This is a genomic window from Brevundimonas sp. EU05-FHT14B07, assembly GCF_058790795.1.
On record NZ_JBYTCZ010000002.1, the window covers coordinates 446,751 to 465,523 of the forward strand.

General features: G+C 67.9%; 20 protein-coding genes. 8 read left to right on the forward strand and 12 right to left on the reverse strand.

Features of this window, described 5'->3' with window-relative positions; genetic code table 11:
• Positions 1-490: 490 nt before the first annotated feature.
• The gene (locus tag AC3WRC_RS06290; protein ID WP_492303266.1) at positions 491-2,329 is read left to right on the forward strand and encodes a DNA polymerase III subunit gamma/tau; all 1,839 of its coding nucleotides are present in this window, start codon (positions 491-493) and stop codon (positions 2,327-2,329) included.
• Positions 2,330-2,338: 9 nt separating this feature from the next.
• Here AC3WRC_RS06290 and AC3WRC_RS06295 read toward each other — a convergent pair whose 3' ends face one another.
• Complete coding sequence (locus tag AC3WRC_RS06295; protein ID WP_055754444.1) at positions 2,339-2,893, reverse strand: ActR/PrrA/RegA family redox response regulator transcription factor; 555 nt, start codon at positions 2,891-2,893, stop codon at positions 2,339-2,341.
• A gap of 87 nt (positions 2,894-2,980) precedes the next feature.
• A complete protein-coding gene (locus AC3WRC_RS06300) occupies positions 2,981-4,435 on the reverse strand; it encodes an ActS/PrrB/RegB family redox-sensitive histidine kinase (RefSeq protein WP_492303267.1) in 1,455 nt (484 codons plus the stop codon).
• A 44-nt stretch (positions 4,436-4,479) separates the two neighbouring features.
• Here AC3WRC_RS06300 and AC3WRC_RS06305 point away from each other — a divergent pair, with 44 nt between their 5' ends.
• From AC3WRC_RS06305 to AC3WRC_RS06320, 4 genes are all read left to right on the forward strand, one after another.
• Complete coding sequence (locus AC3WRC_RS06305) at positions 4,480-5,103, forward strand: SCO family protein (RefSeq protein ID WP_055808968.1); 624 nt, start codon at positions 4,480-4,482, stop codon at positions 5,101-5,103.
• An 81-nt stretch (positions 5,104-5,184) separates the two neighbouring features.
• Positions 5,185-6,465: a polyhydroxyalkanoate depolymerase gene (locus tag AC3WRC_RS06310; protein WP_039244043.1), complete on the forward strand. Its 1,281-nt coding sequence runs from the start codon at positions 5,185-5,187 to the stop codon at positions 6,463-6,465.
• Positions 6,431-7,153, forward strand: a complete 723-nt coding sequence (locus tag AC3WRC_RS06315; RefSeq protein WP_492303268.1) for a M48 family metallopeptidase — start codon at positions 6,431-6,433, stop codon at positions 7,151-7,153. The genes AC3WRC_RS06310 and AC3WRC_RS06315 overlap by 35 nt, the downstream gene beginning before the upstream one ends.
• Positions 7,154-7,211: 58 nt before the next feature.
• Complete coding sequence (locus AC3WRC_RS06320) at positions 7,212-7,589, forward strand: lysozyme inhibitor LprI family protein (protein ID WP_492303269.1); 378 nt, start codon at positions 7,212-7,214, stop codon at positions 7,587-7,589.
• Positions 7,590-7,660: 71 nt separating this feature from the next.
• Here the strand turns inward: AC3WRC_RS06320 and AC3WRC_RS06325 are convergent, their stop codons facing one another.
• From AC3WRC_RS06325 to AC3WRC_RS06335, 3 genes are all read right to left on the reverse strand, one after another.
• Complete coding sequence (locus AC3WRC_RS06325; RefSeq protein ID WP_492303270.1) at positions 7,661-9,754, reverse strand: transglycosylase domain-containing protein; 2,094 nt, start codon at positions 9,752-9,754, stop codon at positions 7,661-7,663.
• A gap of 106 nt (positions 9,755-9,860) precedes the next feature.
• Entirely contained in the window at positions 9,861-10,484 is a 624-nt protein-coding gene (locus AC3WRC_RS06330; protein ID WP_492303271.1) for a class I SAM-dependent methyltransferase, read from the reverse strand.
• A gap of 5 nt (positions 10,485-10,489) precedes the next feature.
• Positions 10,490-11,449 (reverse strand): alpha/beta fold hydrolase, encoded by a 960-nt coding sequence (locus tag AC3WRC_RS06335; protein ID WP_492303272.1) that lies wholly within the window; start codon positions 11,447-11,449, stop codon positions 10,490-10,492.
• 109 nt (positions 11,450-11,558) lie between these two features.
• Here AC3WRC_RS06335 and AC3WRC_RS06340 point away from each other — a divergent pair, with 109 nt between their 5' ends.
• Positions 11,559-12,689, forward strand: coding sequence for a Rieske 2Fe-2S domain-containing protein (locus AC3WRC_RS06340; RefSeq protein ID WP_492303273.1), 1,131 nt, complete (start codon positions 11,559-11,561; stop codon positions 12,687-12,689).
• 32 nt (positions 12,690-12,721) lie between these two features.
• Here AC3WRC_RS06340 and bamJ read toward each other — a convergent pair whose 3' ends face one another.
• Complete coding sequence (gene bamJ, locus AC3WRC_RS06345; protein WP_492303274.1) at positions 12,722-13,237, reverse strand: BamJ family beta-barrel-assembly machinery protein; 516 nt, start codon at positions 13,235-13,237, stop codon at positions 12,722-12,724.
• Positions 13,218-14,420: a threonine ammonia-lyase gene (locus AC3WRC_RS06350; RefSeq protein ID WP_055754437.1), complete on the reverse strand. Its 1,203-nt coding sequence runs from the start codon at positions 14,418-14,420 to the stop codon at positions 13,218-13,220. The genes bamJ and AC3WRC_RS06350 overlap by 20 nt, the downstream gene beginning before the upstream one ends.
• A gap of 175 nt (positions 14,421-14,595) precedes the next feature.
• On the opposite strand from AC3WRC_RS06350, the gene AC3WRC_RS06355 reads away from it, so the two are divergent.
• Positions 14,596-15,111: a hypothetical protein gene (locus AC3WRC_RS06355; protein WP_055807750.1), complete on the forward strand. Its 516-nt coding sequence runs from the start codon at positions 14,596-14,598 to the stop codon at positions 15,109-15,111.
• Between the two features lie 115 nt (positions 15,112-15,226).
• Positions 15,227-15,424: a hypothetical protein gene (locus tag AC3WRC_RS06360; protein WP_039244035.1), complete on the forward strand. Its 198-nt coding sequence runs from the start codon at positions 15,227-15,229 to the stop codon at positions 15,422-15,424.
• Between the two features lie 16 nt (positions 15,425-15,440).
• Here the strand turns inward: AC3WRC_RS06360 and AC3WRC_RS06365 are convergent, their stop codons facing one another.
• The 5 genes from AC3WRC_RS06365 to AC3WRC_RS06385 form a co-directional block, all read right to left on the reverse strand.
• Positions 15,441-15,974, reverse strand: a complete 534-nt coding sequence (locus AC3WRC_RS06365; RefSeq protein WP_045810625.1) for a GNAT family N-acetyltransferase — start codon at positions 15,972-15,974, stop codon at positions 15,441-15,443.
• Between the two features lie 167 nt (positions 15,975-16,141).
• Positions 16,142-16,429 carry a 50S ribosomal protein L27 gene (rpmA, locus tag AC3WRC_RS06370; protein ID WP_039244031.1) on the reverse strand — a complete coding sequence of 96 codons (288 nt, stop codon included), beginning with the start codon at positions 16,427-16,429 and terminating at the stop codon, positions 16,142-16,144.
• A gap of 95 nt (positions 16,430-16,524) precedes the next feature.
• Positions 16,525-17,079, reverse strand: coding sequence for a 50S ribosomal protein L21 (rplU, locus tag AC3WRC_RS06375; protein ID WP_017506418.1), 555 nt, complete (start codon positions 17,077-17,079; stop codon positions 16,525-16,527).
• 160 nt (positions 17,080-17,239) lie between these two features.
• Positions 17,240-17,773 (reverse strand): phosphoribosyltransferase, encoded by a 534-nt coding sequence (locus AC3WRC_RS06380; protein ID WP_492303275.1) that lies wholly within the window; start codon positions 17,771-17,773, stop codon positions 17,240-17,242.
• Positions 17,766-18,704, reverse strand: a complete 939-nt coding sequence (locus AC3WRC_RS06385; protein WP_492303276.1) for an MJ0042-type zinc finger domain-containing protein — start codon at positions 18,702-18,704, stop codon at positions 17,766-17,768. Before AC3WRC_RS06385 ends, AC3WRC_RS06380 begins: the two co-directional genes overlap by 8 nt.
• Between the last annotated feature and the right edge of the window lie 69 nt (positions 18,705-18,773).

The window sequence follows — 18,773 nt, forward strand, 5'->3', positions numbered from 1 at the left end:
TGCGAACGTCGTCCTATGAGACGTGTATGGCTCCTTGGATTGTTGGGGTTGTGCGCCTGTGGATCGGCGCCCGCGGAGCCGCGACCGCAGTTGACGGGGTTCAGCGTCTACCGGACGATGGGCTGTTACGAGACGGCGCTTCAGACAAACGGCGCTCAGATCGATCTCAACCCTGACGGAACCGTCCAGATTTCGACGTACAACGGCGACAAATCTCAACGTACTCCCGCAAGTGAAATCGGTCGCCGCCTGTACGAAATGGGCCTCGATGTCAGGAACCCGATCTACGTCGGGCCGAAAGCATCCAATCGATACACCGACGTCGTTGGAATTCTTAAGGACTTGCAGATGCGAGGGTACCAGCACGTACGGCTGATGAACTTGCCTGCATGACCGAGTCCTAGCGCCGCGTTTCCAATCCGAGATAATCCAGCCTTTTGGGTGAACGGCCGCTTCGCTGCGGACCTCGCCCGCTGTAAGACTTCCTCCCATGACGGACAGCGACACGAATCTCGACGGCCCGCCCTGGGAAGAGGACGACGTCGTCGAACGCGACGAGAACACCGAAGATATGTTCGGCGCGCCCGCCGCGGCGGCGCCTGAGCCGGTCGCCGCCCCCGTCGCCAAGCCCGCCCCCGCCGAAGTCACAGCCCACGTCGATGACGGCGCCGCCTATCAGGTGCTGGCGCGCAAATACCGGCCGCGCACCTTCGAGGACCTGATCGGTCAGGAGGCGATGGTGCGCACCCTGACGAACGCCTTCGCCACCGGCCGGATCGCCCACGCCTTCATGCTGACCGGGGTGCGGGGCGTCGGCAAGACGACCACCGCCCGCCTGTTGGCCCGCGCCCTGAACAATGAGACCGACGTCATCGACAAGCCGTCGCTGACCCTCACCGCCCACGGCCGGCACGACGCCGCCATCATGGCCGGCCAGCATATGGACGTGATGGAGATGGACGCGGCGTCGCACACCGGCGTCAACGATATCCGCGACATCCTGGAAAGCGTCCGCTATGCGCCCGTCGAGGCGCGCTACAAGGTTTATGTGCTGGACGAGGTCCACATGCTGTCGACGCAGGCGTTCAACGCCCTGCTGAAGACGCTGGAGGAGCCGCCGCCCCACGCCAAATTCATCTTCGCCACCACCGAGATCCGCAAGGTGCCGGTGACGATCCTGAGCCGCTGCCAGCGCTTCGACCTGCGCCGGGTCGAGCCGGAAATCCTGGTCGAGCATCTGGGCCGGATCGCCGACCGCGAAGGCATGAAGATCGAGACCGACGCCCTGGCCTTGATCTCGCGCGCGGCCGAGGGGTCGGTGCGCGACGGCCTGTCCCTGCTGGATCAGGCCCTGGTCCAGGCCGAGAGCGGTCAGATGGTCAAGACCGAGACGGTCCGCGACATGCTGGGTCTGGCCGACCGCACCCAGACCATCGCCCTGTTCGAAAGCGTCATGGCGGGCCGCACGCCCGAGGCGCTGGAGAGTTTCCGCACCCTCTACGGCTTCGGCGCCGATCCGGTGCAGGTGACCAACGACCTGTTGGAACATTGCCACGCCGCCTCGGTCGCCAAGATGCTGGGTCCGAATGCGACGCGCCTGCCCAATGATCAGGCGCAGAAGTTGGCGGCCCTGGGCGCGGCCATTCCTGCGGCGACGTTGTCGCGCACCTGGCAGATGCTGCTGAAGGCGCTGGACGAGGTGCGGCGCGCGCCCAATCCGGCCGATGCGGTGGAAATGGCGATCGTGCGCCTGGCCTATGCCGCCGATCTGCCGGGACCGGAGGAGGCGCTGAAGCGGCTGCAGTCCGGTGAACCGATGGGCGGCGGCTCGGCCCCGCGTGGTGGCGGTGGTGGAGGCGGCGGCGGAACTTCGGCGCAGCTGGCCGCGCGGCCGGTGATGGCCCCCGCCCTGCCCGATCCGCAGACCTTCGAACAGGTCGTCGCCCTGATCGGCGAGAAGCGCGAGGTCGGACTTCAGATGGATGTGGAGCGGTATGTGAAGCCGGTCTCGTTCAAGCCCGGCGCCATCGTCTATGAAAGCGTCCAGGGCGCGCCCATCGAACTGGCGCGCAAGCTATCGGCCCGCCTGCGCGAATGGACTGGTCGCACCTGGCTGATCGCCGCCAACGGCCAGGGCGGGGCCGAGACGGTCATCGAGGTCCAGAAAAAGGCCCGCGCCGCCGAACGCGCCGAGGTCGAGGCCAATCCCTTCGTCCAAGCGGTGCTTCAGGCCTTCCCCGGCGCCAAGCTGGGCGAGATCAAGACCATCGCCCCGACCGTGGTCACCCCGGAAATCCCCGACGTGGTCGAGGACGACGACGAGGATTGAGGGTTCGGCCTATCGCGGCGCGCGCTTGGCCAGGATGCGTTGCAGGGTGCGGCGGTGCATGCCCAAGCGGCGGGCGGTTTCCGAGACGTTGTGGTCGCACAGCTCGTAGACGCGCTGGATGTGCTCCCAGCGGACGCGGTCGGCGCTCATCGGGTTTTCGGGTGGTTCGGGCGAATCGCCGGTTGCGAGCAGGGCCTTGACCACATCATCCGCGTCGGCGGGCTTGGACAGATAGTCGACGGCGCCGGCCTTGACCGCGGCGACCGCCGTGGCGATGGCGCCGTAGCCGGTCACCATGACGATGCGGGCGTCCTCGCGCTTCTCACGTACCGCCTCGACGATCTTCAGCCCGTTGCCGTCCTCAAGCCGCATGTCCAGCACGGCGAAGGCCGGGGCCTTGTCACGCAGCAACTGCATCGCCTCGGCGACGGATTCAGCGGTTGTCACCTGAAAGCCGCGCGCCTCCAGCGCCCGCCCCATCCGGGTGCGCAGGGCCTGGTCGTCATCCAGCAGCAGCAGGGACTTGTCGGGAAGGGCGGCGATGCGGGCTTCGAGTTCTGACATGCGTTTCTCTCCTGCCGCTTCAAGTCGGGACGGGTAGCGCGCGGGTCAAGGCCAAGGTTCCGCCTGCGACGCTTCGACCCAATCGCCTCATGCCGCGACCTCCAGCGCCGGTCGCGCCCAGCGCACCGCCACGCGCGCGCCACGGGGGGCCGCCTTGGCCTCCGATTGCGGCAGGCCCTGGCCCACGCTGACCGAGCCGCCGGTCCGCTCCAGCAGGGTGCGGGCGATGAAGAAGCCCAGGCCCATGCCGCCCTGACTGGGGGCGATGGGCGGCTCGACCGTCGCGCGGGGTTTGGACGGGCGAGCGGCGGCGGCGATCTGGGCGGCCAGGGCCTGGCGCGCCTTGCCCTGAGGCCGACTGGTCACATAGGGCTCGCCCAGCCGGGGCAGGATGTCCCCCGCAAAGCCCGGGCCATCGTCCAGAATCTCGATCTCGATCCAGCCGGCGTCCACCACCGCCTGGACCCGCACCGTCGTCTTGGCGAAATCGGCGGCGTTCTCGACCAGGGTGGACAGGCCGTGGATCACCTCCGGCATCCGGCGCACACGCGGTGCGGGTTGCCCCGGCGGTGTCCTGACCAGAACATCGAAGGCCAGGTCGAAGCCCCGGTGGGGCTCCACCACCTCTTCCAGCAGGGCCTTCAGCGAGACGTCGGCATACAAAGCGTCGTCGCCCTCGGGCTGCTGCGACAACTGGGTCAGGATGCCCCGGCACCGTTCGGCCTGTTGCAGGATCAGGGCCGCATCCTCGGCCGCGTCGCTGTCGGGGGCCGAGGCGCGCTGAAGCTCCTTGGCCACCACCTGAATGGTCGCCAGCGGCGTGCCTAGTTCGTGCGCCGCCGCCGCCGCCAGGCCGCCCAGCGCCGCCAGCCTCTGTTCGCGTTGCAGCACGTCCTGGGTGGTCGCCAGAGCCAGTTCCAGCTTCTCCGCATCGGCCGCCACCCGCCAGGCGTAGCCGGCGGTGAAGACCACGCCGGTCACCAGGGCCATGGCCATGCCGAGACGATACAGCGTCGGCAGGTGGAAGTTCTCGTGCGGCCGCCACGGCAATGGTTCGGACCAGAAGAACAGCACCCCGACCGCGATCAGGGCCAGCACGCCCAGCATCAGGGCCTGACGCGCCGGCAGGGCCGCCGCCGCGATGGTGACGGGCGCGACCAGCAGCAGGCAGAACGGGTTCTCCAGCCCGCCGGTCAGACCCAGCAGCACGCCCAGCTGGAAGATGTCGAAGCCCAGATGGATCGCCGTCGTGCGCCCGTCCGGCAGGCTGGCCTCCAGCCGGCGCACCCGCGCCATGGCCCCCACATTCACCGCCGCGCTGATGGCGATCACGATCAGGCAGGGCCAGAGCGGCAGGGGGAAATGCAGCCCCTGATGCGCCGTCAGGATCGCGGCGCTCTGGCCGATGATGGTCAGCCAGCGCAGAACGATCAGGGTCCGCAGCGAAAACCCGCGGCCGCGACGCGGCGCATCGCTCCAGCCGTTCAACGGCTCCGAAGAGGATGCGCCGTGCGGCGCCATGCGGGCTTCTGTCGAGGTCACACGCCTTCTATAGACCGATCACATCCGTTTCGTGAGAGGCCGTCATGCCGCGTCGTTCCATCCTGCTGTTCGCGGGCGCCTGCATCGCCATCGCCGTGGCCCTGGCCATCATCACCGTCGTGGTGGTCAGCGGTCGTGCGCCCACGTCGGACGGCGCCGAGGTGACGTCGACCGGCCAGCCCCTGGTCGGCGGCGACTTCAAACTGGTCAATCAGGATGGGCGCCCCGTCGATCAGACGATGCTGAACGGCAAATGGAGCCTGGTCTTCTTCGGCTTCACCTACTGCCCCGAGTTCTGCCCGACCACCTTGGCCGAGCTGGGCGCGGTGCAGCAGCGGCTGGGCGACAAGGCGGACAATTTGCAGATCGTCTTCGTCAGCATCGACCCTGAACGCGACACGCCCCAGGCGCTGAAGGACTATCTGTCATCCGACGGCTTTCCCAAGGGGACCATCGGCCTGACGGGCACGCCCGAACAGGTGGCGACCGCGGCCAAGGCCTACCGCGCCTTCTATCAAAAGGTCGGCGAGGGCGAGGGCTATACGATGAACCACTCCCTGACTGTCTATCTGATGGGCCCGGACGGAAAGTTCCGCACCGCCGTCGCCTATGGAATGGGGCCGGACAAGACGACCAGGATCATCGAACAGGCGATGGCGCGGGGTTAGCGGCGACCCCATAATCCTTTTGCAGGGTGATGCATTATATGTTGCCCTGCACAAAACGGCGCTCGGCCGTATCGGATCGTCATGCTCTACGCCTTTCATGAACTCGCCTACCAGTCGGCCCTGCCGTTCCGGGTCGGCGCGCAACTGGCCCGCAGCTTCTGGACCTCGCCGTTCAACCCGGCGGCCGACACCGCCATCGGCCGCACCGCCTACGCCTCGGCAGAACTGTTCGAGAGCGTGACGCGGCGCTACGGCAAGCCGGCCTGGAAGCTTGAGACCATCGACATCGGCGGCAAGCCGGTGCGCACCACCGAACAGGTGATCTGGCAGAGCCCGTGGTGCCGCCTGGTCCGCTTCGCCCGCAACATCGGCGACCTGAAGCGCGCCAAGAAGCCCGCCTCCGGCCCGGCCGTCCTGATCGTGGCCCCGCTGTCGGGCCACTACGCCACCCTGCTGCGCGGCACGGTCGAGGCCTTCCTTCAGGACCACGACGTCTATGTCACCGACTGGGTCAACGCCCGCCAGGTGCCGATGCTGGAAGGGCGGTTCGATTTCTTCGACTACATCGACCACGTCCGGCTGATGCTGGCCGAGATCGGCGGCCGCGCCCACGTCGTCGGCGTGTGCCAGCCCGGCCCGCCGGTGCTGGCCGCCGGCGCGGTGATGGCCGAGGACGAGGACGAAAACCGTCCCCTGTCGATGACCTTCATGGGGTCGCCCATCGACGCGCGCCTGTCGCCGACCGTCACCAACCAGCTGGCCGAGGAAAAGCCCTTCACCTGGTTCAAGTCGAACATGATCCACACGGTGCCCCTGCCCTATGCGGGCTTCGGGCGGCGCGTCTATCCGGGCTTCGTCCAGCTCTACAGCTTCATGTCGATGAACGAGGATCGCCACCGCGACGCCCACTGGAACTATTTCACCAGCCTGATCGCCGGCGACGGCGACGAGGTCGAGAAGCACGAGGAATTCTACGACGAATATCTGTCGGTGCTGGACCTGACCGAAGAGTTCTATCTCCAGACCATCGACATCGTCTTCCAGCAGCATCTGCTGGCGCGGGGCCTGTTGGAGCATCGCGGGCGCAAGGTCGATCTGTCCAGGATCACCGACATCGGCCTGATGACCGTCGAGGGCGAGAAGGACGACATCTCCGGTGTCGGCCAGACCCAGGCCGCGCACGGCCTGTGCCCCAATATCCCCGAGGATCGCCGCGTCCTCTACGTCCAGCCGGGCGTCGGCCATTACGGCGTGTTCAACGGCCGTCGCTTCCGTGACGAGATCTATCCCCGCGTGCGCGATTTCATCGCCCAGAACGAGGCCGCCGGTGGCGTACCGCAACGGTCAGCGGCTGCCGCTTGACGAAAGCGGGGCCGGCGCTGGTCCCGTTCTAAGACTGTCGGTCAATCCACGCGCGCGCCGCCTGTCGGTGAGGATCGACGCGCGCGCCGGCGAGGCCGTGGTCATCGCCCCGACCGAGCGCGGCCTGAGCCAGGCCGTCGCCTTCGCCCGATCCAAGGCCGTCTGGATCAGCGAACGCCTGGCCGTCCGTCCCAAGAGCCGCCCGCTGCAACCGGGCCAGGTCATCTCCCTGCGCGGGCGCCCCGTGCGGCTAGAGGCCGTGTCCGGCGCGGGCGCCGCGCGCTTGGTCGAGGACGGGACCATCATCCGCTCAGGCGGCGAAGGCGAGGCCTATGCCCGCCGGGTCGAAAACCTGTTGAAGCGCGAGGCGCGCGATACGCTTCTGGAACGCACCGACCACCATCTGCGCGCTCTTGGCCAGGGCCCGGTCAAGATGGGGATCGCCGACACCCGGTCGCGCTGGGGCTCGTGCAGCCCGCACAACCGCACCATCCGCTATTCCTGGCGCGTCATCATGGCCCCGCCCCCGGTCATCGACTACCTCGCCGCCCACGAGGTCGCCCACCTGGTCCACGCCGACCACAGCGCGGCCTATTGGTCCGTGGTCGAACGTCTGGTCGGGGATCACAAGCCCTGGCGCAAATGGCTGAAGGATTACGGCGGGGCGCTGCACGCCGTGGGACGCTAGGCGGAAACCCTGGCGGCCGGGCGCGTTTCAGCATGGCTAGTCCACTCAGGAACGCCCCATGAAAACGATGATCACCCTGTCGATCGCGCTCGGCCTCGCCGTCACCGCCGCCTCGTCCGCCAGCGCCCAGTCGCAGGCCACGATGAACGCCAACGCCGCTCAGGAACTGCAGCGTGCCGATCGGGCGCTGAACAGCCAGTACACGACGACGATGGGACGGCTATCGCCCGCCAGCCGCACCCTGCTGCGCACCGCCCAACGCACCTGGATCAGCTTCCGCGATCAGCAATGCCGCTTCGAGGCCTCCGGCGTTCAGGGCGGTTCCGCCTATCCGATGGTGCATTCGACCTGCCTCGCGCGTCTGACGACCGAGCGGACGCGCCAGTTGCGGACCCTCAGCCAATGTCAGGAAGGCGACCTGTCCTGCCCCCGCTGACCCAGGCCTGAAATGCAGAGGGAGGCGACCTCCGGGTCGCCTCCCTTTTCTATGCGCCGTTGGCGTCGCGATCAGAAGAACAGGGCGTCGCCCTTTCGCTCCGGCGCCGGGCGGCCCTCGGGCTGCTGCGGGTTCGGCGCATCGCGATAGCCGCCCTTGGGAGACGCGGGACTGGACGGCTGCGGCGACGACTGCTGCATCGGCGCCTGGTCGTCCGGGACATAGGGCTCGCCCGCCAGAGGATCGACGGGTTCGATGGGCAGGCCGTTCTGGTCCAGCCCGCTCATCAGGTCGCCGACCGGATCGGGCGCGACCCAGCCTTCGGGCATGGGCGGACCGTTGGGGATGGCGGGGGCGTCCAGGCGCGGCAAGGCTGCCTCCATGAAGCCCTTCCAGATGGCGGCGGGCGACGAGCCGCCGGTCACGCCGCGCATGGCGGTGTTGTCGTCCTTGCCGACCCAGACGGCGGTGACGAAGCCGCCGGTATAGCCGACGAACCAGGCGTCCTTGTAGTCCGAGGTCGTGCCGGTCTTGCCCGCGAGGTCGCGGCCAGAGATCGCCGCCGACCGCCCCGAACCGCTGGTCACGACGCCGCGCAACATCTGGTTCATGTAGTACAGCGACGGATTGTTGATCGCCTGACCGCTCTGGCCCGACTGGCGCTGATAGATGACGCGGCCCTGCGGCGTGCGGATGCGGCTGATGCCATAGGCGTCGACGCGGCGCCCGCCATTGGCGAAGGCGTCGTAGGCGGTGGCCATCTCGATCGGCGAGACCTCGACCGCGCCCAGCGCCATCGCCGGCTCCAGACCGATGCGGCTTTCGATGCCCAGGCGGCGCGCGGCGCGGGCCACGCTGTCGCGCCCGACCTGATCGGCGACGTAGGCCGCCACCGTATTGGTCGACTGGGCCACAGCCTGGGCCAGGGTCATGTTTCCGCTGAAGGTCCCGGAATAGTTGCGGGGCGACCAGTTGCCGATGGTGATCGGCTGATCGACCACCGGGGTCTGGGGCGTATAGCCGGCCTCGACCGCCGCCAGATAGACGAAGGGCTTGAAGGCCGAACCCGCCTGGCGCTTGGCGTCAACGGCGCGGTTGAACTGGCTGTCGGCATAGGAGGAGCCGCCGATCATGGCGCGCACCCGGCCGTCGCCGTCCAGCGCGACCAGGGCCGCCTGCTGTACGCCCTTGCCGGCGTCGCGGTCCAGAATGCGACGCACCGATCGTTCGGCCGCCGTCTGCAGCGTCAGGTCCAGCGTGGTCTCGACCACCATGTCCTCGGTCGGTTCGCCGACCAGGCTGCGGATCGACTTGTCCAGCCAGTCGATGAAATACTGGGCGTGCTGGGTCGCGAGCGTCCGCGAGACGATGACCGGCTGGGTCACGGCCTGTTCGCGCTGGGCGGCGGTGATGACGCCGGCCTCTTCCATCTCGTTCAGCACGACGGTGGCGCGGGCGGCGGCGCGTTCGCTCTCGGACACCGGCGAATAGCGCGAGGGCGCCTTCAGCAGGCCGGCCAGCAACGCAGCCTCGCCGACTGTCAGGTTCTTGGCCGACTTGTCGAAATAGCGCTGCGACGCCGCCTCGATTCCGTAGGCGCCGGCGCCGAAATAGACCCGGTTCAGATAAAGGGCCAGGATCTCCTTCTTGGAGAATTTCATCTCCAGCCAGACCGCCAGCATCAGCTCCTGCACCTTGCGGCGCATGTTCTGGTCGGGCGTCAGGAACAGGTTCTTGGCCAGCTGCTGCGTCAAGGTCGAGCCGCCCTGCACCACCCGACCGGCGCGGACGTTGGTCGCCATCGCCCGCATCATGCCGATGGGGTCAAAACCGGGATGGTGATAGAAACGCCGGTCCTCGATCGCGATGAAGGCGGCCGGCACATAGTCCGGCAGGGCGTCCAGATCGGCGGGCGGCGCCATCTGGGTGCCTCGCGTCGCGATCAACGCCCCATTGCGATCCAGATAGGTGATCGAGGGCTGGCGATCGACCTGATACAGGCTGGAGGTGTCCGGCAGGCCGCGCGCAAAGACGGCGAAGAAGACGACCAGGAAGATCAGCCCCCAGACCGCCAGCACGGCGCTCCAGTAGAACAACCGTCCCAGGGCCGACCGGCGGGGCTTGCCCTGCGCCTGTGGTCCGCCCGCGTTCACCGGTCCCGCCATGTCCGTCCTTCAGATGCCGCCTTGGGCGAGTTCTCGTTCATCGGCTGTGTATCGCGTATGAACGCCCGCCGAAACGGTCCCGCCGACTTCACGGGATCGTGAGCGGCTATTTCGCCGAAAGAAAGGCGCGCCTGCACAGCCAAACGCCGCTTTCCGCCCCGTCGTATTCCACGCGCAATCCGGCGTCGGCCAGCAGGGCGCGATAGGCCTCCGGGTCAAGACTGGCGTGATAGAGCGGCTCGCCCCGCCACTGTCCGATGGTCTCGCCGTACGCCGGGCCCGAGGTGAACATCAGCCGCCCGCCCTCGGCGACGCTCGCGGCCAGCTTCGGCAGCACCTTTTTCTGATCGTCGGGGCTGAGATGAAACAGGCTGTGCCAAGCCAGAACGCCGTCGAAGGGACCAGGCGGAAACGCATCGCGCATATCCGCCACCGACCACACGCCCTTCGGCAGCGTCGTCTGAGCATGGGCGATCAGGCCCGGCGACGCATCTACCCCGGTCAGCTGAAACCCCCGCTCCAACAGGGCGGCCCCGATGGGCCAGCCCGAACCGCAGCCGACATCCAGAATAGATGCGCCTGCGGGCAGGCCGGCGACGAACCGATCCAGCCAGACCGCTTCGTCCGCCCCGGCCGCGCCGGAATACAGGGTCGCGCCTCGATCCCGGACCCAGTCGTCGGCCTTGTCCCGATAAAGGCTGACGGTTCGTTTCGCAGACGGGTGGGTCACCGCGCCTATTTCGCCAGGAAGGAGTCCAGGTCGGCGTAGAAGGCCTGGGGCTGGTCGAACATGATGAAGTGGGCGCTGTTGTCGATCCGCTTCAGCTGGGCGTCCTTCAGATTGGCGAAGGACATCCGATAGATGCTGTCGGTGATCTGGGGCGTCATGCGCGGGTCGTTGAACTTGGCGTACACCACCTCGGTCGGGGCGGTGATCTTGGACAGTTCGGGACGCAGGTCCGTCGTGATCAGCTCTCGGAAGGCGGCGGCCGAGACCTTCTGGTCGCTTTCGCGCATGTCTTCCAGCGCCTCGGCGCGGCGGCTTTCGGTGTTGATCATGCCGTTGATGCTGGCGGTCGCCTGGGCGACATAGGCCTCGCGCGGGCTGTTGGCCTGGGCGGCCCAGATCTGATCGGCGACCGGCGTCACGCTTTCGGCCGAGGCGCCCGGCGCGGCGAACATCGCGCCCATGAAAGGCACCATGTCCACGACCATCAACTTGCCGACCGCATCGGGATGGCGCGCGGCCAGCATCATGCCGATGGTGCCGCCCATCGAATGACCCACGACGACCGGCTTCGTCAGGCCCTTCTCACGGATGTAGCGGGCGATCTCTTCCGCGACCGGCGCGGCGACGGGCGAAGGGGTCGCGCCCTGCGCATTGCCCTCGGCGGGCGCGCCGGCGAAACCCTGGACGTGAATGCGATGCACGCGCCAACCGGCGCCCAGATGATCCACCGTCCCCTGCCAGACCTCGGGCGAGGAGCTGAGGCCGGGGATCAGGATGATGTCGCGTCCGCCGGCGTCGCCATCGACGCGGACGTGGATGCGGTCCGACTGGAAGGCGGCATGCTGGTGGCCGTGGGCGTGACCCTGGTCGGCATGGGTTCCGTGGCCGTCCTGAGCGAATGCGGCAGGCGCAGCGAGGATGATGGCCGCAGCGGTGGCGCGCACGAGAAGATCAGCGACGGACATGGTGTAACTCCCCTTCGAGGCACCCCTTATGGCGCTCTAACTTTGTTTTGTAAAGCACTCTATATGTTGCCTTGAGACAGAAGGCGCAGCCCTCTGTTAGACAGACGCCATGAAGCCCGCCGCGCCCTCCTCCGTCCAGCCCCTTCAAGCAGAAGCCGCCCCGTCCAAGGCGGGCGTCAGTCCGTTCGGCAAGGGGTTCGTCACCGACGCCTGGTATTTCGTCGCCCTGGGCCGCGACGTCGCCCCGGCCAGCCTGAAACGCTACGAGATCATGGGCGAGCCGGTGCTGGTCGGACGCACCCGCGCGGGCCAGGTCTATGCGATGCGCGACATCTGCCCCCACCGCGCCGCGCCGCTGTCGGCGGGCAAGCTGGTGGACAAGCCTGGCGAGGGCGAGACGGTCGAATGCCCCTATCACGGGTGGCGTTTCCGCCCCGACGGCGTCTGCGCCGCCATTCCTTCGCTGGTCGAGGATCAGGCGTTCGAGGCGAACCGCATCCGCGTGCGGTCCTATCCGGTGCGCGAGAGCCAGGGCATCGTCTTCGTCTGGATGGCGTCGGACGCGCGCAATCCGATGGAGCCGGACCATGAGCCGCCGCTCTTCCCCGGTGTGGTCGGCGGCGAGGCCAAGCTGGTCGAGGCGATGGATTTCGACAGCCACATCGACCACGCCGTCGTCGGCCTGATGGACCCCGCCCACGGGCCCTATGTCCACCAGCAATGGTGGTGGCGGTCCGAACATTCGATGCACGAGAAATCCAAGGCCTTCGCCCCGACCGAGTTCGGCTGGGCTATGGTGCGCCACGCCCCGTCGTCGAACAGCCGGCTCTACAAGATTCTGGGCGGCGCCCCCGCGACCGAGATCACCTTCCGCCTGCCCGGCTTCCGCTGGGAGCACATTCAGGTGGGCGAAAAACAGGTTCTGGCCCTGACCTGCCTGACCCCGATCACCGACACGAAGACGCGCATCACCCAGATCTTCTGGTCCGACCACTGGGTCTTCGGCCTGGCCAAGCCTTTCCTGCGGATGGGGGTGGTCGCCTTCCTGAAACAGGACGGCGGCATGGTGAACCTGCAGAACGAAGGCCTGCGCTACGACCCCGCCCTGATCTGGATCGACGACGCCGACAAACAGGCCAAATGGTATCAGCAGCTGAAGCGCGAATGGGCCAAGAGCCGCGCAGACGACCGGCCGTTCATCAATCCGATCCAGCCTGTGACTCTGAGGTGGAAGAGCTGAACGTCCTGCTCAGCCGATCGGCTTAAGGCGCTTCACCCCATCGCCGTGCCGACGCCCGATCCGCCGCCGGGCACCTTGGCCACGTCCAGCAGTTTCAGCCGGAAGATCAGCACCGAATTCGCCGGGATCTTGAGGCTGCTCCGCTCGCCATACCCCAGCTCGGGCGGCACATAGAGCAGCCATTCGTCGCCGACGCGCATCTTCTGCAGCGCCTCGGTCCAGCCCTTGACCACTTCCTCGGGCGTGAACACCGCCGGCGCGCCGCGTGCGAAAGAGCTGTCGAACACGCTGTTGTCGACCAGCTTGCCCTCGTAGTCGACCTTGACCAGGTCGTTGCGGTCCGGGCTGACGCCGCCGGCCGGTCCCGCCTGAACCACCTTGTATTGCAAGCCGCTCGGCAGGGTCTGAACGCCCTCCTCCTTGGCGTTCTTGGCCATGAAGGCGGCCGCCTCGGCCTTGCCTGCGTTCGGATCGACCGGCTCGGCCTGGCCGCAGCCCGCCAGCAAGAAGGCCGCGACGATCGCCGCCCTACCCCATCCGAAGTTCATAGCCGCGTTCCTTCAAGGCCTCGCCGATCTCGTCGGCGTGGGCGCTATCGCGCGTTTCGACCATGATGTCGAACTCGGCGCCCTTGGCCGGCACGTCCAGCGCCAGCCGGTTGTGAACCACGTCGATGATGTTGCCGCCCAGGCCGCCGATCACCGCCGCCATGGCCGACAACATGCCCGGCCGGTCGTCGCCCAGGATGCGATAGACGATCAGTCTCCGTTCACGGACCATCTCGCGGTTCAAGACGACCGCCAGCATCCGCGCATCGATGTTGCCGCCGCACAGCTCCAGCCCGACCTTCATCCCCTTGAACCGGTCGGGGTAGGCCAGCAGCGCCGCCAGACCGCCCGCGCCGGCGCCTTCGGACACCGTCTTCTCATAGGTGACATAGGTGGCGACGGCCCGTTCGAAGTCGGCTTCCTCGCAGACGAAGACCTCGTCCACCAGCGGGTCGGCCAGGGCGAAGGGAATGTCGCCCACCGCCTTGATGGCGATGCCCTCGGCGATGGTCTGGCCGGTGCAGACCGGCGGCTTGCCCGCCCGTCTGGCGGTGAAGGACGGATAACGGGCGGCCTCGACGCCAAAGATCTTGATGTCCGGCTTCATCGCCTTGGCCGCGATGGCGCAGCCCGCAATCAGCCCGCCGCCGCCGATGGGGATGATCAGGGCCTCGACCTCGGGCGCATCCTCCAGAAGCTCGATCGCGCAGACGCCCTGGCCCGCCACGATGCCTTCATCGTCGAAGGCCGAGACGAAGACATAGCCCTTTTCCGCTTCCAGCCGCTTGGCCGCCTCGGTCGAACCGGTGAAGTCCAGCCCCTCGATCACCACGGTCGCGCCGTGCGAGCGGGTGCCGTTGATCTTGGCGAAGGGCGTGCCCTCGGGCATCACGATGGTCACCGGCACGCCAAGCCGTCCGCCGTGATAAGCCAGGGCCTGGGCGTGGTTGCCGGCGCTGGCGGCCACCACGCCGCGCTTCATCTCCTCGGGACTCAGCATCAGCAGCCGGTTCAGGGCCCCGCGCTCCTTGAAGCTGCCGGTGAATTGCAGATTGTCGAACTTCACCCAGACCTCGGCCCCCGTCAGCTGCGACAGCTTTCTGGAATAGCGGGTCGGGGTGCGGTCAACCGCGCCCGCGATCCGGGTGCGCGCGGCTTGGATATCGGCGAAGGTGACGGTCATGCGGGGCGTTTCCGAGCTGTCGCGCCTCGACGAATGGGCGCGTTGTCGGGCCTGTTTCGCGCGTTGTCGGGTCCGGGTCCAGAGGGGGAATCTTGAGCGTGGAAGTCGCCCGGCCTGTCGTGCGATAGTGGGGGAAGTCGTCCCCCCACGACCCCGAAATCCCGGAGGAAGCCCCATGTCGATCCGTTCGTTCGCCGCCCCTGGCCTGGCTCTCGCCCTGACCGCCGCAGCGCTCTCCGCCTGTGCGCCCACTGCCGGCGGCGGCCTGCCGAACGGGGGCCCGGCCGCGTTCAACGAGGCCGATTTCGGTTGGTCCCAGATGCCCGGCCGCAACAGCATTCAGGGCCAGATCGCCTTCGCCCGGGACGGCAAGGCCTTCGATTGCGTCGCCAGCGTCGGCCTGACGCCAGACACGCCCTACACGCGCGCGCGCATTCGCACCCTGTACGGTTCGACCCAGCGCGCGGCCGTGCCTGCCGCCGTCGTCCGCGCGCGCACCGTCGCCGACGCCAACGCCGACTATCGCAACTATGTCCGCTCCGAGCGGTGCGAGAACGGCCGTTTCCGCTTCGACGGCCTGCCGGACGGCGGCTGGTTCCTGATAGTGCCGGTCACCTCGGGCGACGCGCCCCTGGTGCTGATGCAGTCGGTGCAGACGCGCGGCGGCCGGGTCGTCTCGGTCACCCTGTGACCCGCGTGCCCCTTCTCACGAAGATGCGACCCCGGTAACGCGGATCGCCATCTTCTGACCACGAGCGCCCCGGACTGATCGCTGCTTCTGTGCGAGAGTTCGGGGAACTTTTTTCTTGTCCCAACACAATATCATAGGATCCGAGGCCTTTACGCGAGGGCCGTCGGTCATCATCCGCAAATACAAGGCGGGCGGCATGCGGCGTCGCCGGTCCAAGACCATCGCCACCTTCATCGCCGGCGCGGGCGCCATGCTGGTGGTGGGCGCCGTCGCCGTCGCCGCCGTCTATGGCCCCGCCCTGGCGGGCGGCTGATCCTGCGGGCTGGCCGTCAGGCCAGCCACACCATCATGCGCGTATCGGCCTCAGCCCTACGCGCCCGGCTCCATGCCCGGCGCGTCTCGCCGGTGTAGAGAAAGCCGGCCTTTTCCAGCACGCGGCCAGAGGCCGGATTGTCGGCGAAATGCCCGGCGACCAGCGCCCGGCGCTTCCACTTGCGGCTGGCCCAGACCAGAGCGGCGTCCAGCGCCTCGGTGGCGAAGCCCCGGCCCCAGTATTCACGCCCGATCCAATAGCCGGTTTCCGGCACCCGGTCTTCGCCCTCGAACAGGCCGATGACGCCGATGGGCCCCACGTCCTCATGGTCGATGACGAAGGTATTGGCCCGCCTGGGATCCTGCGAGGCGACCTGCAGCACGAAGTCGTCGGCGTCGCGCATCTGAAACGGATGCGGCATCCGCTTGGTCATGCGCGCGATGTCCAGGTCGTTGGCTAGGGCGGCGATGCGCGGCGCATCCTGGGGCGCGGGCGCGCGCAAGATCAGGCGCCGGGTCTCGACGACAGGAGAGGTTTCGATGACGCACATGGGCGTTGCCTCGGATTGTCGACCATCTCCTTGAAGGGCTCGGACGGTCTTCGAGGCGGGGAAACGCAAACGGGGAGCCTGGTGATCCAGACTCCCCGCGGATTATCATCCCTGGTCCGGATCGGCTGCTGGCAGGAGCAACGCGATCCGGGAAGGTCCAGACTGCGTTACTCGGCGGCCATCGCCTGAGCGGCGTCGTCATTGGCCGCGAGGATCGACACGTAACAACGGCCGCCACGTTTGGTGGTGAATTTCACAGCGCCGTTCGTCAGGGCGAACAGGGTGTGGTCGCGGCCCATGCCCATGTTCTCACCGGCGTGGAAGGTGGTGCCGCGTTGGCGCACGATGATGTTGCCGGCCAGCACGCGCTCGCCGCCATACTTCTTCACGCCAAGGCGCTTCGACTCGGAGTCGCGACCGTTACGCGACGAACCACCGGATTTCTTGTGAGCCATCTTGCCGCTCCGTACTTTCTTGGTGCGCTACCGGCCTTTCGGCCTACTTGAGCGCGTCCGTAACTAGGTCTGGCGCCGAGGCGCCGGTGAATGTCTTAGGCTTCGTCGCCGGCGGCTTCAGCCTTGGGCGCAGCCTTCTTCTTGGCCGGGGCCTTCTTGGCGGGAGCCGAGCTCTCGACCACGACGCCCTTGACCTCGGCGCCGTCCACGTCGGTCACGACCGTCTCGGTCGAACCCAGCGAGGAGGTGGCGTCACGAGCGGCCAGGTTGCGAGCGCGCAGGTTGATCTCGGCCTTGGTGGTCAGATCGACCTTGCCGTCCCACTTGGCGGTCTCGCCGGCGCCTTCGATGCCGGTGATGCGCAGGACCGATTCCATCTGGCGATGGCCGTTCGTGCGGCGATAGCCCTGGCGACGGGTCTTCTTGAAGATCTTGATCTTCTCACCCTTGCGGGTCTCGACCAGGGTCGCGCCGACGAAGGCGCCGTCGATCAGGGGGGCGCCCAGGGTCACGCCCTTGTCGCCGCCCAGCATCAGGACGCTGTCGAACTTCAGCTCAGCGCCGGCGTCGCCGTCGAGCTTTTCGACGACGATGGTGTCGCCCGGTTGGACCCGGTACTGCTTGCCGCCGGTCTTGATCACCGCGTACATGTTGAAGCCTCAGCGCAAACGCAAAAAAAGATACGCCCCCGGAGCGGGCCCCGGCGGCGAAGAGCGGCGACATATACGGAAGGGTGTCGGAGAGTCAACGCCGAACCGGGCGGAAATTCAGCCCCGGACGGATTATCCCCGGTGTCGCCGCGCCTGAAACTCAGTCCAGGGCGCAGATGTCCGGCAGGCCCCTCAGCGTCCCGGCGTGGTCCAGGCCATAACCGACCAGGAAGCGGTTCGGCGCCTCCCAGCCCACGAAGTCGGGCTCGGGCGCGCGGGGCTTGGGCCAGGGCTTCCTGGCGAAGACGCAGGTCAACACTTCGGACGCGCCGGCGTCCTTGGCGATGCACACGGCCTCGGCCAGCGACAGGCCGGTGTCGAACACGTCGTCCAGTATAAGGACGCGGCGGCCCGCGATCGGGCGCTGGAACGGCGCATAGACGTCGATCCGGCCCCGGCTGGTCTGTTCATCGCCATAGGAGGCCAGCCACAGGGCGTCGAAACGGACGTTGCGGCCAACGCGCGACAGGGCGCGGGTCAGGTCGGCCGCGAACCACAGGCCGCCGGTCAGCAGCACGGCGGCGACCGTGTCGTCGTCGATGACGGGCGCGATGCGCTGGGCCAGGTCGGCGACGATGCGCGCCACCTCGGCCTCGGACAGAAGAACGGTCGGCGTCGGGGAGGGATCAGCCATGATGCGAGGCCGATACCGCCTCACCATGCCCCTTGTCCACAGCCCCGACCGGCCGCGCGTCGATCGGCGCGGCCGTGTTCGGCGCCTCGGCGCCGGGCGCCGTCGCCGAGCGCAGCCCCTGCGAGGTTTCGGCGGCGGGCTGCGCTGCGTGCGCGGGCGCGGCCTTCGCATCATGTCCGCCGTGTTCAGCTGGGGGTTTGGCAGGCGCCGGGCTGGCCGGCGCGAAGTCGACGCCGATCCCGGCCCCGTGGCCGCCCGGATCGGGGATCAGGGCGGCGAAGCCCTGGACCTTGCCCGGCAGGACCGGCGCCGCGTCGATCTTTACGATCTTGAACCCGACCTCGGCGCCGGCGGCGTCCAGCAGGGCCACGCGAATCGGCGGCGAGACGATCTCTACGTCGCGCACATTGCGGATGGCGCCGGACACCACGACCATGCCGGGATGGTTCGGCGCAGCCTTGGCCGTGAGGGCTTCGAAGTCCAACCCGACCGGATTGACCGGCGCGCCGAAGAATTTGTAGGCCGAAGCGGCTCGGGGGAAGGCCTGAACGATCTCGACACGGAACAGGAAGGCCGAAACGATCAGGCCGATGAAGACGCTGGCCAGACCCGCCCAGATCACGCCCTGGGTGGCGGCGCGGCGCAGCTTCTTCTGGCGATCGGCGCGAGCGCGGAACGCCCGGGGCAACTCCGGCGCCGGCGTTTCGGCCAGGCTGGCGGCGGTCGGTGCGGGATCGGGTTCGGGCGGGGTTGCAGGCGTGGCGGCGGCGGCGACCGCCGGGTCGGGCGCCAAGGTCAGTTCCAGCGGCTCGTCCGGCGTCGCGCGCCAGACTTCGCCGCACGATTGGCAGCGCACCTTGCGGCCTTCAGAGCCTATGGCTTCGTCACGAATGAAATAGCTGGTGGCGCAGGCGGGGCAGGTCAGTATCATGTGGCTGACTGCGAGGCTGTCGCCCCCTCCCGTAAGGCGCGACGCCGCGCCCTGTTCCTGAAACACATA

Bases quoted from the DNA above. Each gene is read 5' to 3' on its own strand.
- AC3WRC_RS06355 (WP_055807750.1), top strand. From the start codon at position 14,596: ATGTCGATCCGTTCGTTCGCCGCCCCTGGCCTGGCTCTCGCCCTGACC.
- AC3WRC_RS06350 (WP_055754437.1), bottom strand. From the start codon at position 14,420: ATGACCGTCACCTTCGCCGATATCCAAGCCGCGCGCACCCGGATCGCG.
- rplU (WP_017506418.1), bottom strand. From the start codon at position 17,079: ATGTACGCGGTGATCAAGACCGGCGGCAAGCAGTACCGGGTCCAACCG.
- AC3WRC_RS06305 (WP_055808968.1), top strand. From the start codon at position 4,480: ATGCCGCGTCGTTCCATCCTGCTGTTCGCGGGCGCCTGCATCGCCATC.
- AC3WRC_RS06365 (WP_045810625.1), bottom strand. From the start codon at position 15,974: ATGTGCGTCATCGAAACCTCTCCTGTCGTCGAGACCCGGCGCCTGATC.
- AC3WRC_RS06385 (WP_492303276.1), bottom strand. From the start codon at position 18,704: ATGATACTGACCTGCCCCGCCTGCGCCACCAGCTATTTCATTCGTGAC.
- AC3WRC_RS06335 (WP_492303272.1), bottom strand. From the start codon at position 11,449: ATGTCCGTCGCTGATCTTCTCGTGCGCGCCACCGCTGCGGCCATCATC.
- AC3WRC_RS06320 (WP_492303269.1), top strand. From the start codon at position 7,212: ATGAAAACGATGATCACCCTGTCGATCGCGCTCGGCCTCGCCGTCACC.
- AC3WRC_RS06325 (WP_492303270.1), bottom strand. From the start codon at position 9,754: ATGGCGGGACCGGTGAACGCGGGCGGACCACAGGCGCAGGGCAAGCCC.
- AC3WRC_RS06295 (WP_055754444.1), bottom strand. From the start codon at position 2,893: ATGTCAGAACTCGAAGCCCGCATCGCCGCCCTTCCCGACAAGTCCCTG.
- rpmA (WP_039244031.1), bottom strand. From the start codon at position 16,429: ATGGCTCACAAGAAATCCGGTGGTTCGTCGCGTAACGGTCGCGACTCC.
- AC3WRC_RS06340 (WP_492303273.1), top strand. From the start codon at position 11,559: ATGAAGCCCGCCGCGCCCTCCTCCGTCCAGCCCCTTCAAGCAGAAGCC.
- AC3WRC_RS06290 (WP_492303266.1), top strand. From the start codon at position 491: ATGACGGACAGCGACACGAATCTCGACGGCCCGCCCTGGGAAGAGGAC.
- AC3WRC_RS06380 (WP_492303275.1), bottom strand. From the start codon at position 17,773: ATGGCTGATCCCTCCCCGACGCCGACCGTTCTTCTGTCCGAGGCCGAG.
- bamJ (WP_492303274.1), bottom strand. From the start codon at position 13,237: ATGAACTTCGGATGGGGTAGGGCGGCGATCGTCGCGGCCTTCTTGCTG.
- AC3WRC_RS06310 (WP_039244043.1), top strand. From the start codon at position 5,185: ATGCTCTACGCCTTTCATGAACTCGCCTACCAGTCGGCCCTGCCGTTC.